Here is a 14899-nt window from a genome sequence, read left to right as displayed (position 1 = left end):
CGGGCCAAGGGGCGCGGGGCGTGCGGGCCGCCCGGCCCGTCGCCGATAATCCGGGGCATGAATCCCTTGCTTGCCAAATTGCAGCCGTACCCGTTCGAGCGGCTGAAGCAACTGTTCGCGGGCGTCACGCCCGCCCCCGAATTCGCCCCCATCAGCCTGGGCATCGGCGAGCCCAAGCACGCCACGCCGGCCTTCATCAAGGACGCCCTGAGCGCCGGCCTCGGCGCCCTTGCCGCCTACCCGGCCACCGCCGGCGAGCTGAAACTGCGCACCGCCTTCACCCATTGGCTGCATCGCCGCTACAGCCTGACGCTCGACCCGGCCACCCAGGTGCTGCCGGTCAACGGCTCGCGCGAGGCGCTGTTCTCGCTCGCCCAGACCGTGGTCGACGCCAGCGCCCACCCGAAGCCGGTGGTGATGTCGCCCAACCCGTTCTATCAAATCTACGAGGGCGCGGCCCTGCTCTCGGGCGCCGAGCCGTACTACGTGCCCAGCGTGCCCGCGCGCAACTTCGCCGTCGACTGGGACAGCGTGCCCGACGAGGTCTGGGCCCGCACCCAGCTCGTGTTCGTCTGCTCGCCGGGCAATCCCACGGGCGCTGTGATGTCTCTGGACGAGTGGAAGAAGCTCTTCGCGCTGTCCGACCGCCACGGCTTCGTGATCGCCGCCGACGAGTGCTACAGCGAGATCTACTTCCGCGACGAGCCCCCGCTGAGCGGCCTGGAAGCCTCGATGAAGCTCGGCCGCCCCGACTTCAAGAACCTGATCGCGCTCACCTCGCTTTCGAAGCGCAGCAACGTGCCCGGCCTGCGCAGCGGCTTCGTGGCCGGCGATGCGGCGCTCATCAAGGGCTTTCTGCTCTACCGCACCTACCACGGCAGCGCCATGAGCGGCGCCGTGGCCGCCGCCAGCATCGCGGCCTGGGGCGACGAGTCGCACGTGGTCGACAACCGCGCCCAGTACCGCGCCAAGTTCGCGGCCGTCACGCCGCTGCTCGAACCCGTGCTCGACGTGCGCCTGCCCGACGCCAGCTTCTACCTCTGGGCCGGCGTGCCCGAAGTGTGGGCTGGCGACGACGAAGCCTTCGCCCGCGCGCTCTACGCTCAATACAATGTCACGGTTCTGCCGGGGAGCTATCTGGCGCGCGACACCGACCACAGCGCCAACCCGGGCCGCGGTCGCATCCGCATGGCGCTGGTGGCCGAAACGGCCGAGTGCGTCGAGGCCGCCCAGCGCATCGTCCGGTTCGTCAAAGACGGCCGCCGCTGACCCCCTGTCGCCCCGCTTCCCTGCCCCTTTTTCACCCGAGACTCTCTCCATGACACAGCAACTGCAACAAATCATCGACGCCGCGTGGGAAGACCGCGCCAACATCTCGATCACCGCCGCCCCCGCCGAAGTGCGCGACGCCGTCGAGCACGTGATCACCGAGCTGAACAACGGCAAGCTGCGCGTCGCCACCCGCCAGGGCGTGGGCCAGTGGACCGTGCACCAGTGGATCAAGAAGGCCGTGCTGCTGTCGTTCCGCCTGAAGGACAACGAGCAGATCCAGGCCGGCTCGCTGGGCTTCTACGACAAGGTGCCGACCAAGTTCTCGCACCTGTCGGCCGCCGAGCTGAAGGAATCGGGCGTGCGCATCGTGCCGCCGGCCGTGGCCCGCCGCGGCAGCTTCATCGCCAAGGGCGCGATCCTGATGCCCTCGTACGTGAACATCGGCGCCTACGTGGGCGAAGGCTCCATGGTCGACACCTGGGCCACCGTCGGTTCGTGCGCGCAGGTCGGTGCCAACGTGCACCTGTCGGGCGGCGTGGGCCTGGGCGGCGTGCTCGAGCCGCTGCAAGCCAACCCGACCATCATCGAAGACAACTGCTTCATCGGCGCGCGCTCCGAAGTCGTCGAAGGCGTGATCGTCGAAGAGAACTCGGTGCTGGGCATGGGCGTGTACCTGGGCCAGAGCACCCCGATCTTCAACCGCGACACCGGCGAGATCTCGTACGGCCGCGTGCCCGCCGGCAGCGTGGTCATCAGCGGCAGCCTGCCCAAGAAGACCAAGTCGGGTCAGGACTACAGCACCTACGCCGCGGTCATCGTCAAGACGGTCGACGCACAGACGCGTTCGAAGACCAGCCTGAACGACCTGCTGCGCGACTGAAAACGCACCCACCACCGGCCGCCTGCTTCAACGCGCGCGGCCGGTTCGCTTCTTCCCTGAGAAAAAACAGCACCGAGGAGAGAGACCGATGAACATGATGGAACGGATTCTTCGTTTGATGGCCGAGCGCAAGGCCTCCGACATCTACCTCTCGGCCCACTCCCCGGTGATGATCCGCATCAACGGCAACTGCCTGCCGATCAATGCGCAGGTGCTGCCGCCGACCGCGCCGCTGGCGCTGCTGTCGGAAGTGGTGCCCGAAGCCCGCATCCAGGAACTGGAAAACACGGGCGAACTCAACATGGCCGTCGCCCTCGAAGGCGCCGGCAACTACCGCATCAGCGCCATGCGCCAGCGCGGCAGCTACGCCGTGGTGGTGCGGCACATCGCCTCGGTCATCCCCAGCTTCGACGACCTGAACCTGCCCGACATCCTGAAGTCGCTCATCATGGAAAAGCGCGGGCTGATCCTGATGGTGGGCGCCACCGGCGCGGGCAAGACGACCACGCTGGCCTCGATGCTCGACTACCGCAACGAGCACGCCAGCGGCCACATCCTCACGGTCGAAGAGCCGATCGAGTTCACCTACACCAACAAGAAATCGCTGGTGAACCAGCGCGACGTGGGCAGCGACACCACCTCGCTGCAGGTGGCCCTGAAGAACGCGCTGCGCCAGGCGCCCGACGTGATCCAGATCGGCGAAATCCGCGACCGCGACACCATGACGGCCGCCATCGCCTACGCGCAGTCGGGCCACCTGTGCGTGGCCACGCTGCACGCCAACAACAGCTACCGCGCGCTCAACCGCATCCTGAGCTTCTTCCCGGTCGAGGTGCGCCCCACCCTGCTGGGCGACCTGGGCTCGGCGCTGCGCGCCGTGGTGTCGCAGCGCCTGCTGCGCACGCCGGCCGGCGGGCGCGTGCCCGCGCTCGAAGTGATGCTGAACACCGCGCTGGTGGCCGACCTGATCGAAAAGGGCGACTTCTCCGGCGTCAAGGAAGCCATGGAGCAGTCGATGGCCGAAGGCTCGCAGACCTTCGAGGAAGACATCGCCCGCCTCATCACCGAGGAGCGCGTGACCCGCGAAGAAGGCCTGGCCAACGCCGACTCGCCCACCAACCTGATGTGGCGCCTGCAGAACCGCGACGCGCCCAAGAAGCAGGCCGAGGATCGCGACCTGACCGACCAGCTCGACGAACCGACTTTCACCGACATCACGCTAGACGTGAAGTTCTGACCGCCCCTTAATCCCCGCTCCCTCGATGTCCCGTACGCTCCAGCTCGCCGAACAACTGATCTCGCGCCCTTCCGTCACCCCCGACGACGCGGGTTGCCAACAGATCCTGGGCGAACGCCTCGCCACGCTGGGCTTCACGCTGGAAACCATCGAAAGCGGCCCGGCCGATTTCCGGGTCACCAACCTCTGGGCCGTGCGCCGTCCCACGAACGGCAAGCCGACGAAGACGCTGGTGTTTGCTGGCCACACCGACGTGGTGCCCACCGGCCCGCTCGACCAGTGGAGCAGCCACCCGTTCACGCCCACGCACCGCGACGGCAAGCTCTACGGGCGCGGCGCCTGCGACATGAAGACCTCGGTCGCGGCCTTCGTGACCTCCATCGAAGAGTTCCTGCAGGGCGAACCCGACCCGGCGCTCACGCTGGCGCTGCTGCTGACCAGCGACGAAGAAGGCCCGGGCGTCGACGGCACCGTGATCGTCTGCAACGCGCTGGCCGCGCGCGGTGAAACCATCGACTACTGCATCGTCGGCGAGCCCACCTCGGTCGCGCGCTGCGGCGACATGATCAAGAACGGCCGCCGCGGCACCATGAGCGGCAAGCTCACGGTGAACGGCGTGCAGGGCCACATCGCCTACCCGCACCTGGCGAAGAACCCGGTGCACGCGGTGGCGCCCGCGCTGGCCGAACTGGTGGCGATCAACGCCGCCGGTGGCTGGGACGCGCAAAGCAACCCCTACTTCCAGCCCACCAGCTGGCAGATCAGCAATTTCCATTCGGGCACTGGCGCGAGCAACGTGATTCCGGGCAGCGCGGTGATCGACTTCAATTTCCGCTTCTCGACCGAATCGACGCCCGAGTCGCTGCAGCAGCGCGTGCACGCCGTGCTGGACGCGCATGGCGTCGACTGTACGCTGGCCTGGACCGTCGGCGGCCTGCCCTTCCTGACCACGCCGGGCGAGCTCGTCACGGCCGTGCAGGCGGCGATCCGCGAAGAAACCGGCCTGGACACCGAGCTGTCGACCAGCGGCGGCACCAGCGACGCGCGCTTCATCGCCAAGATCTGCAAGCAGGTGGTCGAATGCGGCCCGGTGAACGCCAGCATCCACAAGATCGACGAGCACATCGACGTCGCCGAGATCGAGACGCTGAAGAACATCTACCTGCGCACGCTGCGCGGGCTCGACGCGGCGCTTGCGCAAGGCGACCGATGAGCACGGTCATCGAACTCATCGAAGCCGGCGCGAAGCGGCTCGAAGAGGCCGGCGTGGCCTTCGGCCACGGCACCGTCAACGCCTTCGACGAAGCCGCCTGGCTCGTGCTGTGGCGCCTGAAGCAGCCGCTGGACGACATCGACGCCGTGGCCGACACCCCCGTGTCGCCGGCCGACGCCGCCAAGGTGGCCGCCCTCATCGACGAGCGCATTGCCACGCGCAAGCCCGCCGCCTACCTCACAAAAGAAGCGTGGCTGCAGGGCGTGCCCTTCTACGTGGACGAGCGCGCCATCGTGCCGCGCAGCTTCATTGCCGAGCTCATCGCCGACGGCAGCATCGACTACTGGCTGGGCGAACACACGCAGCGCGTGCTCGACCTGTGCACCGGCAACGGCAGCCTCGCAGTGCTCGCGGCGCTCACCTACCCGGACGTGACGGTCGATGCGGCCGACCTGTCGGTGCAAGCGCTCGAAGTGGCCGCCATCAACGTCACGCGCCACGCGCTCGACGCCCGCGTCAAGTTGATCGAATCGGACGGCCTGAAGAACGTGCCCGGTACGTACGACCTCGTGCTGTGCAACCCGCCCTACGTGAACAGCGCCAGCATGGCTGCGCTGCCCGCCGAATACCGCGCCGAGCCCGAACTGGCGCTGGCCGGCGGCACCGACGGCATGGATTTCGTGCGCCAGCTGTTCACCGACGCGCCCGCCCGCATGAGCGAGCAGGCCGTGCTGGTGCTGGAGATCGGCAACGAGCGCGACTACTTCGAGGCCGCGTTTCCGCAGCTCGAGGTGGTCTGGCTCGAAACCTCGGCCGGCGAAGACCAGGTGTTGCTGGTCACCCGGACGGCGCTGCTGGCCGGCGCCGGCGTGCGTTAGCGACGCCCGCCGCCCCCCGCTTCACCGCCTTGCACGCAGCCTCCGGGCTGCGCCCCCTTTCATCGGGCGATGTCCGCCTTTGCCCCTTCGCGCCGGGTCGCCGAAGGCCGGGCGGGATAATCGCCCCTACGGTTCCTCACTCATGATCACTCTCAAAAACGTCATTCTTCGCCGCAGCGCCAAGAAACTGCTCGACGGCGCCACCGTCAATCTCAACCCCGGCGAAAAGGTCGGTCTGGTGGGACGCAACGGCGCCGGCAAGTCGTCGCTGTTCGCGCTGTTCAACGGCACGCTGCACGAAGACGGCGGCGACTTCTACATTCCCAAGCAGTGGCGCATGGCCCAGGTGGCACAGGACATGCCCGAGACCGAGGAGTCGGCCACCGACTTCGTGGTCGGCGGCGACACCCGCCTGACCGAGCTGCGCGCCACGCTGGCCGCCATCGAGGCCGCCTACGCCGAGAACCCCGACGACGCCGACATCGGCATGGAACTGGCCCACGCCTACACTGACCTGGCCGATGCCGGCGAGCACGACGCCGTGCCGCGCGCGCAGGCGCTGGTGCTGGGGCTGGGCTTCAAGTCGCACGAGCTCGACGAGCCCGTCAACAGCTTCTCGGGCGGCTGGCGCATGCGCCTGCAGCTGGCCCGCGCGCTGATGTGCCCGAGCGACCTGCTGCTGCTCGACGAACCGACCAACCACCTGGACCTGGACGCGCTCGTCTGGCTCGAGGCCTGGCTGCAGAAGTACCCCGGCACCATGATCGTCATCAGCCACGATCGCGAGTTTCTCGACGCCGTGACCGACGTCACGCTGCACATCGCCAACGCCCAGCTCACGCGCTACGGCGGCAACTACAGCAAGTTCGAGGACATGCGCGCGCTGCAGATGGAGCAGCAGCAAGTGGCTTTCAGCAAGCAGCAGGACAAGATCGCCCACCTGCAGAAGTTCATCGACCGCTTCAAGGCCAAGGCCAGCAAGGCCAAGCAGGCGCAAAGCCGCGTCAAGGCGCTGGAGCGCATGGAAAAGGTGGCGCCGCTCTTGGCCGAGGCCGACTTCACCTTCGAGTTCAAGGAGCCGGGCAACATCCCGAACCCGATGCTCTCGATCGACAACGCCAGCTTCGGCTACGAGGTTGAAGGCGAAGCGCCCAAGACCATCCTGCGCGGCGTGAGCCGTTCGGTGCTGGCGGGCCAGCGCATCGGCATCCTGGGCGCCAACGGCCAGGGCAAGTCGACGCTGGTGAAGACCATCGCGCGCGAAATGGGCGCGCTGGCCGGCCAGGTCACCGAGGGCAAGGGCCTGAACATCGGCTACTTCGCGCAGCAGGAACTCGACGTGCTGCGCCCGCAGGACAACCCGCTGGAGCACATGGTGCGCATGGCGCGCGAACTGGGCAGCAATGCCAAGGAAGCCACCGGCGAGCAGGCCCTGCGCGGCTTCCTGGGCAGCTTCAACTTCAGCGGCGACATGGTCAAGCAGCCCGTGGGCACCATGAGCGGCGGCGAAAAAGCCCGCCTCGTGCTCGCGATGATGGTCTGGCAGCGCCCCAACCTGCTGCTGCTGGACGAGCCCACCAACCACCTGGACCTGGCCACCCGCGAGGCCCTGGCCGTGGCGCTCAACGAGTTCGAAGGCACGCTGATGCTGGTGAGCCACGACCGTGCGCTGCTGCGTTCGGTGTGCGACGAGTTCTGGCTCGTGGGCCGCGGCGTCGTCACCGACTTCGACGGCGACCTGGACGACTACCAGCGCTACCTGCTCGACGAATCCAAGCGCCTGCGCGAAGAGGCCAAGGTGGCCGTGCGCGAAGCGGACGCCGTGGCGGCGGCTGCTGCGGCCGCCGCTGCTGCAGCACCAGTGAAGAGCAGCAACACCCCCGAGCAGCGCAAGCAGGACGCCCAGGAGCGCCAGCAGCGCAGCGAGCAGGCCAAGCCGCTGAAGAAGGAGATCGCCAAGATCGACGAGCGCATGGCCGCGGCCAGCACCGAGCGCAGCACGCTCGAAGCCCGGCTGGCCGAACCGCTGCCGCCCGCGGAGATCGCCGATGCCGGCAAGCGGCTGAAGGCGCTCAACGACGAGATCGCGCAGCTCGAGGAGCGCTGGCTGGCGCTGTCCGACCAGCTCGAAGCGTTGGCGGCATAGCCCCTTGCGCCCGCACGGCCCGGCCGGCTTCCACCGGCGCGGGCCGGGTAGCATGGCACGCTCAGGGAACCCGCCAAGGAGCCACGCTGCATGCCTTCTTCGATCGAACTCGCCCGGGGCGATGAAAAACTCATCGCGGCCATCCACCGCAGCCGGCGCCTGATCGGCCGCAAGGCCCTCATGGCCGCCGCCGCCAGCGCCGTGCCGCTGCCCGGCGTCGACTGGATGGCCGACGCGGCGCTGCTCTCGCGCCTCGTGCCGCAGATCAGCGCCGAGTTCGGCCTCTCGGTCACCCAGGTCGAAAAGCTCGCGCCGCACCAGCGCGAGCGCATCCAGAAGGCCGCCACCACACTCGGCGCCCTGCTCGTGGGCCGGCTCGTCACGCGCGAGCTGCTCATGAAGCTCGCCCGCCACGCCGGCATCCGCCTCACCGCCAAGCAGGCCACCAAGTACGTGCCCATCGCCGGGCAGGTGGTGTCGGCCGCGCTCGGCTATGCCGCGCTGCGCGCGCTGGGCGAACAGCACATCAAGGACTGCGTGCGCGTGAGCACCACGCTGGCCCTCACGCCGCCCGAGCCCGCGGAACGGCTCAAGCCGGCCTGATCCGGCCACCTCCGGCCCAGTTGCCGGCTCAGTCGCCGGCTGGCGGCGGTCCGTAGTGCGGGGCCGGCCGCAGCGCCTCTTCCTTCATGCGCTGCTCGTAGGCGGCCAGCAGCGCGACGTAGTGGCGCGACATCACGTCGCTCACCCGCCCCAGCCCGATCTTGCTGACCGTGGGCTGCGGAATGCCCGTGCGTTCCTGGATCTGCTTTTGCGTCAATCCGAGCGCTCGCAGCGCCTGCACCAATTCGCGTGGCTTCATATCGATCCTCCCTTTTTTTCCTATTTTAGAGTCCAATACGAATATTCATCTGCGCTTGAATCTCCACCCCATGGAGACTATTGCTTCACGTGCCCTGGCCGCACGCAAATTCGCCAAGATGACGCAGAAGCAGGCCGAGGCCGCTTCGGGCGTCAAGCAGTCGAGCATCTCGAAGATCGAGCGTGGCGACACCAGCCGGTCGATGAGCGTGCTCGCCCTGGCACGCGCCTACCGCGCCGACCCCAACTGGCTCGACACCGGCGACGGCCCCGCCCCGTGGGACGAGGTGCAGATCCGCCTGGCACGCGACAACGCCCACGAGCCGCCCGGCCCCTACCGCGTCACCCGCATCGCGCCCGTCGGCCCGGCCTTTGCGCCGCAGACGCCCGGCACCGTGCCGCTGATCTCGTGGGAGCAGGCCGGCGAATGGCGCGGCGCCGAATCGCCGCCCCGGCCCACGCTGGCCGAACGCTGGATTCCCTGCATCGCGCACCACAGCGCCGGCACCTACGCGCTGCGCGTGCGCGGCGACAGCATGACCTCGCCGCACGGGCACCTGAAGAGCTACCCGGCCGGATCGATCGTCTTCGTCGACCCGCAGCACACCACGCCCGACGACGGCGAACGCGTCGTCGCCAAGCTCGACGACGACATCCGTGGCGAAGTCACCTTCAAGGTCTACAAGGAAGACGCGGGCCGCCGCTGGCTGCTGCCGCTGAACCCCGCGCACGAAGCCGTGCGCGTGCCCTTCACCGTGCTGGGCACCGTCATCGGCAAGTGGGAAGACGAAGACTGAAGGCCCAAAGGGCCTCTTTTCGCGAGGTCAGGTTGCGTACAGATTCGCCGGGCACAATGAGGTTTCTCCCGGTGGCTTGCACCTCTGATCCTCCCTCCTCCAGCAAGTCACCTTCCAGCCCGCCCTCGTGCGGGCTGTTTTTTTGCCTGCCCCGCTGCGCGCCGGGCGGCGGCTTTTTGAAGGGGTCGGTTCATTCTGGTATATAATTCGCGGTTGCCCGAAATGATCGGGCATTTGCCTGGCCAGGCAAGCTGAATCTCATACCAGCGCGTCGAAGTCATAGCGACGAGAAAAACAACAATGACTTCCGCAAACGAATCTTTGCCGTAGCGTGGACCGCGTAAGAGTTCACGACCAACTTCCGACAAAAGCCCTCCTCGCGAGGGCTTTTTCATTTCTGCGCGCTGGCGCCCCCCGAGGCGTCCGCCTTCCGTCAACCCCTCTTCTTTCCTACACGGTGTAACGGAATGCGACCTACGTGGTTCCACGCAGGCCCAAGAGACGATTCGTTCACTGTCAGCACAGGGAACAAAGGGAATCACATGAGTCTCAGGGACATCCGCGAACGCTACGGCGTCAGCTTCGAAAGAGGAGCCCGCGTCATCTGCGGCGGCCGGCTCGGCACCGTCGCCGGCGCGAGCAATTCGCACATCCGCATCAAGTTCGACGGGCGCCAGATCAGCAGCCCGTGCGATCCCCTGGAGGTTCAGCCCTGCAACGAAGGCGCCGTGAACCTCTCGCCGCAGACCACGCAAGACTGGCACGCCCCGGCGTAGCCCTGCCTGCGTGCCCGACGGGGCACATCTTCCTTGGCGTCCACGGTGTAGCGCAGCCGTCGCGTAGCATCGGCGCGCACCTTCACATCGCCAAGGAAACCCATGAAGACACTGAAGAGGACACTGGCACTCGCGACGATCGGCCTGGCAGCAGTGGCCACGTCGGCGCAGGCGCAGACGCAAGCGCGACCCGTCGTGCAGTTCATCGCCACGGGCGGCACCATCGCGATGAAGATCGACCCCGTCACCAAGGGCGTGGTGCCCGCGATCTCGGGCGACGACCTGATGCAGACGGTGCCCGATGCCGGCAAGTACGCGACCATCGAGGTCAACAACTTCTCGGCCATGTCGTCCAACTACATCGAGGCGAAATGGTGGACGCGCCTGACCAAGGCGGTCGACGACGCGCTCGCGCGCCCCGAGGTGGCCGGCGTCGTCATCGCGCACGGCACCGACACCATGGAAGAAACGGCCTACTGGCTGGACCTGACCGTCAAGTCCGACAAGCCGGTGATCCTGATCGGCGCGCAGCGCAATGCCTCGTCGCCCGACTTCGACGGCCCGCGCAACCTGCTCAACGCCATCCGCATCGCCACCACGCCCGAAGCGCGCGGCAAGGGCGTGATGCTGGCGATGAACAACCAGATCAACGCGGCACGCAACGTCACCAAGACGCACACCGCCAATGTCGAGACCTTCAATTCGGGCGACTTCGGTTTCCTGGGCGAGGTGTGGGACGACAAGGTCGTCTTCACCCGCGCGCCGCTGCGCCGCCAGCACATCGACATCGGCAGCGCCGAGATGCCGCGCGTGGAAATCGTCGCCATGTTCGGCGGCGCCGACGGCTCGCTGATGCGCTACGCCGTCGACCAGGGCGCCAAGGGCATCGTGGTGCAGGCGGTGGGCATGGGCAACATGAACGTCTCGATGTTCGAGGCGCTCAAGTACGCGCTGTCCAAGGGCGTGCCGGTGGTCGTCTCCACGCGCGTGCACAACGGCCGCACGCGCCCGGTCTACGGCTTCGTGGGCGGCGGCAAGACCAGCGACGAGGCCGGCGCCGTGATGGCCGGCGACCTGAGCCCGCAGAAGGCGCGCCTGCTGCTGATGCTCCAGCTGCACCGCGGCGTCACGGGCAAGGCCGAGCTGCAGGCCGCGTTCGACCGCTGAGCCCCGCGCACCGCGTCAGGCCGGCGCGCCGGCCAACGCATCGATCAGGGCGCGCGAGGCGGACGACAGCCGCCGGTGCGGCGCATAAATCACCGACACCGGCCGCGAACGCCCGCACGCCGGCGCCAGCACCTCCACCGCGCGGCCCTGCGCGAACAGCGGGCGCGCGATGAAGTCGTAGGTCTGGCAGATCCCGAGCCCGCTCAACGCGAGCGAAACCACGCCCAGCACATCGTCCGACACCTGGAGGCTGCCGTGCGGCGTCCAGTCCACGTCGCGCCCGTCCTCCTGAAGAATCCAGGGCGCCACGCGGCCGGTGCTGGGCATCACGAAAGGCAGGCAGGCGTGCTGCGCGAGGTCGCCGATGCGCGCCGGCATGCCCGCGCGCGCGATGTAGTCCGGCGCGGCGAGCAGGCACATCGGCGCGTCCTCGAGCTTGCGCCCGACCAGGCCGCTGTCGGGCAACGGACCCATGCGGATCGCGAGGTCGTAGCCCTCGGCCACGAGGTCGACGTTGCGGTTGGTGATGTTCAGCTCGACGCGCACCTGCGGATGGCGGACGCAGAACGGCTGCAACAGCGCCGGCAGCCGGTGATGGGCGTAGGTGGTGGGCACGCTCAGGCGCACGCTGCCCGTCAGCTCGTCGCCCTGCCCCTGCATCGCGCGCTCGGCATCGTCGATGAGTGCGAAGGCCGCACGCGACTGCTCCAGGTACAGCCGCCCCTGCTCGGTGAGGCTCAGGCGCCGCGTCGTGCGGCGCAGCAGCTGCACGCCCAGCCGCGCCTCCAGGCGCGTGATCGCGCGGCTGAGCACCGAGGGCGTCGTCGCCAGCGCCACGGCGCCGGCCGTCATCGAGCCTTTCTCGACCACGGTGACGAAGGTTTCCACATCCCCGAGGTGATCGAATCGACGGCTCATCTTGTCTCCTGAAGAACAAATGTTTTCCTGACCGGCCAGTTTATCGCCGGCAAGGCAATCAATACATTCGATCTCGAGGGCCACAGGGCCCGGCCTCTTCACCTTTCTCCAGGAGCTACAGATGACTTCCACCACCACCGCCCCGTCGATCCGCCCCGTGCTCATGGTGCTCACCAGCCATGGCACCAAGGGCGCCACCGGCGGCGAGCCGACGGGCTTCTACCTCGGCGAACTGACCCACCCGCTGGCCGAGCTCGAAGCAGCCGGCATTGCGTTCGAACTCGCGTCCATCCAGGGCGGCGAACCGCCAGTCGATGGCCTGGACCTCGGCGATGCGGTCAATGCGCGCTACTGGAACGACAGCGCCTTTCGCGAGGCCCTGCGCCACACGCAGCGCCTGGGCGATGTCGATGCGTCGAAGTACAGTGCGATCTTCTTTGCCGGCGGACACGGCGCGATGTGGGACTTTCCGACGAGCCCCGACGCAGCGCGCGTGACCCGCGAGGTCTACGAAGCGGGCGGCGTGGTGGGCGCGGTGTGCCACGGCCCCGCGGCACTGGTCAACGTGACGCTGGGCAACGGCGCCTACCTGGTCGCGGGCAAGAACCTCAGCGCCTTCACCGACGACGAAGAACGCGCCGTCGGCCTCGCGCAGACCGTGCCCTTCCTGCTGGCCACCACGCTCGTGCAACGCGGCGCGCACCACCACCCGGCGCCCGACTGGACGGCGCAGGTCGTGGTCGACGGCCGGCTCGTCACCGGGCAGAACCCGCAATCGGCCGCGGGTGTCGGTGCGGCGATGCGCGAACTGCTGCTGCGCCAGAACTGAAAGGAAAGAACGTCCATGAACGCCCTCCACAAACTCGCCGCCGTCGCGGCCCTCGGCCTGGCCGCGCTCGGCGCGCAGGCTGCCAACGTGCTGGTCGTGCTCTCGGATGCCGACCACCTCGAACTGAAGGACGGCAAGGTCTTCGCCACCGGCTTCTATCTGAACGAGCTGATGCAGCCGGTGAAGCTGCTGCTCGACGCCGGCCACCAGCTGACCTTCGCCACGCCCCAAGGCAACGCGCCCACCGTGGACGCGTCGTCGGTCGACAAGATGTATTTCGATGGCGACGAAGCCGCCCTCAAGCAGCACAAGGCACTGCTCGACACGCTGAAGCTCACCTCGCGCACTGACTCGCCGGTGATCAGCCTGTCGCGCGTGGCGCAGATCGGCTACGCCCGCTTCGACGCCGTCTATGTGCCGGGCGGCCATGCGCCCATGCAGGACCTGCTGACCAGCCCCGCGCTGGGCCGGCTGCTCGCGGACTTTCATGCACGCCACAAGACCACGGCCTCGTGTGCCACGGCCCGATCGCACTGCTCTCGACCTTGCCCGATGCACAGGGCTTCACGAACCGGCTCGCAGCGGGCGGCACGGTCGAGCAACGCCCCGACTGGATCTACGCCGGCTACCGCATGACCGTGATCAGCAACCAGGAAGAGGAGCTTGCCAAGGCGGCGCTGCAGGGCGGCACGATGAAGTTCTATCCGCAGACCGCGCTGCAGCAGGCCGGCGGTGCCTACAGCAGCAACCAGGCGCCGTTCATGCCGAACGTGGTGATGGACCGCGAGCTCATCACCGGGCAGAACCCGGCGTCGGCGCTCGGTGTGGGGCGCGAACTGCTCAAGCGGCTCAGGCAACAGCCGGCGTCCTGACCGCCTGCCTGGCGTCGGACCCAAGAAAAAAGCCAGCTGTCGGGTGACAGCTGGCTTTTCATATTTCGCATGGCTCGGTGGTAGGACGTACTGGATTCGAACCAGTGACCAACGGATTAAAAGTCCGCTGCTCTACCAACTGAGCTAACGTCCCGGAACCATTTTTCTTGCTTCTTGCCGACGTTGAATCCAGCAAAGCCTTGGATTATAGCGTGGTGTTTCTCGCAATTTCGTCGAGCACCCACCCTGCCGCACATTGACCGAAGGTGGCGGTCACGCTGACCACCGATCCGTAGCCGTGGCAGTTGAGCGAACCGTCGCCCGCATCGATCTGGCAGGACGCATCGGGCGGTGCCACGCTCTCGCGGCTGAACACGCAGGCCAGGCCGATCTTGCGGCCTTCGCGCGGCGCGCCGTGCAGCTTGCGCAGCCGCTGGCGAAGCTGGGCCAGCAACGGGTCATGGGTGACGAGCGACAGGTCGTCGATGTCGACCTTGTGCGCCTGCCGCTTGCCGCCCGCCGCACCGACCGTGATGAACGCGGTGCCGCGCGACACGGTGCGCGCCCAGGCGGCCATGGCGAGCTTGGCCTTCACCTGGTCGCAGGCATCGATGACCGCGTGCACCGGCCCGTGGGCGGCCTGCGCGGTCTCGAGCAGTGACGCCCAGTTGTCGGGCTCGACGAACTCGTCGATGGCGAGCACCTGGCAGTCGGGGTTGATCTGCGCGATGCGCTCGCGCATGGCCTCGACCTTGGCCTGCCCGACGGTCGAGTCGAGCGCGTGGATCTGGCGGTTGATGTTCGACTCCGACACGTGGTCGAGGTCGATGAGCGTCAGGCGCCCCACCCCGCTGCGCGCCAGCGCCTCCACCGCCCACGAACCCACGCCGCCGATGCCGACGACCAGCACATGCGCGTGGCGGATGCGCGCGGCACCGGCCACGCCGTACAGGCGCTCGAGGCCGCCGAAGCGGCGCGCAAAGTCAGGCGCCGCGGTGTCGGTGAGGACATCCGCGGCGGCCATGGGGAGGGACGAGGCTTCTTCAGCCGAAG

Annotated in this window: 16 protein-coding genes and 1 tRNA gene; 13 read left to right on the top strand and 4 right to left on the bottom strand. The window is 67.9% G+C overall.

Features of this window, described 5'->3' with window-relative positions; all coding sequences use genetic code 11:
• The first annotated feature begins 57 nt into the window (after nt 1-57).
• From dapC to AC1RLW_RS03490, 7 genes are all read left to right on the top strand, one after another.
• Nucleotides 58-1269, top strand: coding sequence for a succinyldiaminopimelate transaminase (dapC, locus tag AC1RLW_RS03520; RefSeq protein WP_070060794.1), 1212 nt, complete (start codon nt 58-60; stop codon nt 1267-1269).
• 49 nt (nt 1270-1318) lie between these two features.
• Complete coding sequence (gene dapD / locus AC1RLW_RS03515) at nt 1319-2152, top strand: 2,3,4,5-tetrahydropyridine-2,6-dicarboxylate N-succinyltransferase (RefSeq protein WP_095745420.1); 834 nt, start codon at nt 1319-1321, stop codon at nt 2150-2152.
• An 88-nt stretch (nt 2153-2240) separates the two neighbouring features.
• Entirely contained in the window at nt 2241-3389 is a 1149-nt protein-coding gene (locus tag AC1RLW_RS03510) for a PilT/PilU family type 4a pilus ATPase (RefSeq protein WP_062470184.1), read from the top strand.
• Between the two features lie 25 nt (nt 3390-3414).
• Nucleotides 3415-4602 carry a succinyl-diaminopimelate desuccinylase gene (gene dapE / locus AC1RLW_RS03505; RefSeq protein WP_493192225.1) on the top strand — a complete coding sequence of 396 codons (1188 nt, stop codon included), beginning with the start codon at nt 3415-3417 and terminating at the stop codon, nt 4600-4602.
• Nucleotides 4599-5480 carry a 50S ribosomal protein L3 N(5)-glutamine methyltransferase gene (gene prmB, locus AC1RLW_RS03500; RefSeq protein ID WP_493192224.1) on the top strand — a complete coding sequence of 294 codons (882 nt, stop codon included), beginning with the start codon at nt 4599-4601 and terminating at the stop codon, nt 5478-5480. The genes dapE and prmB overlap by 4 nt, the downstream gene beginning before the upstream one ends.
• 142 nt (nt 5481-5622) lie before the next feature.
• Nucleotides 5623-7626: an ABC-F family ATP-binding cassette domain-containing protein gene (locus tag AC1RLW_RS03495; RefSeq protein ID WP_159276846.1), complete on the top strand. Its 2004-nt coding sequence runs from the start codon at nt 5623-5625 to the stop codon at nt 7624-7626.
• Nucleotides 7627-7716: 90 nt separating this feature from the next.
• A complete protein-coding gene (locus tag AC1RLW_RS03490; protein WP_139701662.1) occupies nt 7717-8229 on the top strand; it encodes a hypothetical protein in 513 nt (170 codons plus the stop codon).
• Nucleotides 8230-8257: 28 nt separating this feature from the next.
• Here the strand turns inward: AC1RLW_RS03490 and AC1RLW_RS03485 are convergent, their stop codons facing one another.
• On the bottom strand, nt 8258-8488 hold the full coding sequence (locus tag AC1RLW_RS03485; RefSeq protein ID WP_062470169.1) for a helix-turn-helix domain-containing protein: 231 nt from the start codon (nt 8486-8488) through the stop codon (nt 8258-8260).
• 70 nt (nt 8489-8558) lie between these two features.
• Between AC1RLW_RS03485 and AC1RLW_RS03480 the strand changes: the two genes are divergently transcribed.
• The 3 genes from AC1RLW_RS03480 (at nt 8559) to AC1RLW_RS03470 (ending at nt 11227) form a co-directional block, all read left to right on the top strand.
• Entirely contained in the window at nt 8559-9284 is a 726-nt protein-coding gene (locus AC1RLW_RS03480) for a helix-turn-helix domain-containing protein (RefSeq protein ID WP_083259139.1), read from the top strand.
• A gap of 542 nt (nt 9285-9826) precedes the next feature.
• The gene (locus tag AC1RLW_RS03475; RefSeq protein WP_095948641.1) at nt 9827-10060 is read left to right on the top strand and encodes a hypothetical protein; all 234 of its coding nucleotides are present in this window, start codon (nt 9827-9829) and stop codon (nt 10058-10060) included.
• Nucleotides 10061-10162: 102 nt separating this feature from the next.
• Nucleotides 10163-11227: an asparaginase gene (locus tag AC1RLW_RS03470; RefSeq protein ID WP_493192223.1), complete on the top strand. Its 1065-nt coding sequence runs from the start codon at nt 10163-10165 to the stop codon at nt 11225-11227.
• A 15-nt stretch (nt 11228-11242) separates the two neighbouring features.
• Here AC1RLW_RS03470 and AC1RLW_RS03465 read toward each other — a convergent pair whose 3' ends face one another.
• Nucleotides 11243-12145: a LysR family transcriptional regulator gene (locus AC1RLW_RS03465; RefSeq protein ID WP_493192222.1), complete on the bottom strand. Its 903-nt coding sequence runs from the start codon at nt 12143-12145 to the stop codon at nt 11243-11245.
• Nucleotides 12146-12266: 121 nt separating this feature from the next.
• On the opposite strand from AC1RLW_RS03465, the gene AC1RLW_RS03460 reads away from it, so the two are divergent.
• The 3 genes from AC1RLW_RS03460 to AC1RLW_RS03450 are packed head-to-tail and all read left to right on the top strand — an operon-like array spanning nt 12267 to nt 13846.
• The gene (locus AC1RLW_RS03460) at nt 12267-12974 is read left to right on the top strand and encodes a type 1 glutamine amidotransferase domain-containing protein (protein ID WP_095948644.1); all 708 of its coding nucleotides are present in this window, start codon (nt 12267-12269) and stop codon (nt 12972-12974) included.
• A gap of 15 nt (nt 12975-12989) precedes the next feature.
• Complete coding sequence (locus AC1RLW_RS03455) at nt 12990-13610, top strand: type 1 glutamine amidotransferase domain-containing protein (protein ID WP_493192221.1); 621 nt, start codon at nt 12990-12992, stop codon at nt 13608-13610.
• Nucleotides 13607-13846 carry a hypothetical protein gene (locus AC1RLW_RS03450; protein ID WP_493192220.1) on the top strand — a complete coding sequence of 80 codons (240 nt, stop codon included), beginning with the start codon at nt 13607-13609 and terminating at the stop codon, nt 13844-13846. Before AC1RLW_RS03455 ends, AC1RLW_RS03450 begins: the two co-directional genes overlap by 4 nt.
• Before the next feature lie 78 nt (nt 13847-13924).
• Here the strand turns inward: AC1RLW_RS03450 and AC1RLW_RS03445 are convergent.
• Together AC1RLW_RS03445 and AC1RLW_RS03440 are read right to left on the bottom strand one after the other, a co-directional pair.
• Nucleotides 13925-14000, bottom strand: a tRNA-Lys gene (locus tag AC1RLW_RS03445).
• Nucleotides 14001-14051: 51 nt separating this feature from the next.
• Nucleotides 14052-14870: a tRNA threonylcarbamoyladenosine dehydratase gene (locus AC1RLW_RS03440; protein ID WP_493192219.1), complete on the bottom strand. Its 819-nt coding sequence runs from the start codon at nt 14868-14870 to the stop codon at nt 14052-14054.
• Nucleotides 14871-14899: the final 29 nt, after the last annotated feature.

The sequence above is a fragment of the Variovorax sp. GW822-FHT04A09 genome, assembly GCF_058801005.1.
This window is presented reverse-complemented; position numbering and strand designations above follow the sequence as displayed.